At 60.1% G+C, this 348-nt stretch carries 1 protein-coding gene; it reads right to left on the bottom strand.

Translation table 11 applies throughout. The features are described from left to right. Positions 1-109: 109 nt before the first annotated feature. A partial coding sequence (locus tag IG178_RS24655) for a PD-(D/E)XK motif protein (RefSeq protein ID WP_193215231.1) occupies positions 110-348 on the bottom strand: 239 nt, incomplete at its 5' end.

The following is a 348-nucleotide window of genomic DNA, read 5'->3' as shown; positions in this document are numbered from 1 at the left end:
CTCGGCGTCCTCCAGGCGCTCAGCGAGTACCTCTGTCATGGCCTCCAGTGTGTACTTGCCAGCAGCAGACGCGCGCCTGTCGATGTCCTCCTGCAATGCTCGGAAGAAATCATCTTGCATCCTGAGCCTCCTCGGCAGTGCCCCCAGCGTATGCCGAGGGGGTCGGAACCTCGAAGGCTGACAGCGCCTGAAGCGAGAGCGAATAGGTCACATCTGCCACTCCTTCCGGGATAGCATTCCGACGAATCGATGGGAAGGACTCGCCCACGTGGTAGAAGTTCGGGTCACTTGACGAGAACCTGTATCCCGCTACCGCCTGCTCTTGGGGATCCAATCGAGCTGCGATCA

This window comes from Neoluteolibacter marinus, assembly GCF_014904755.1.
Lineage (GTDB): Bacteria > Verrucomicrobiota > Verrucomicrobiia > Verrucomicrobiales > Akkermansiaceae > Haloferula > Haloferula marina.
This window is presented reverse-complemented; position numbering and strand designations above follow the sequence as displayed.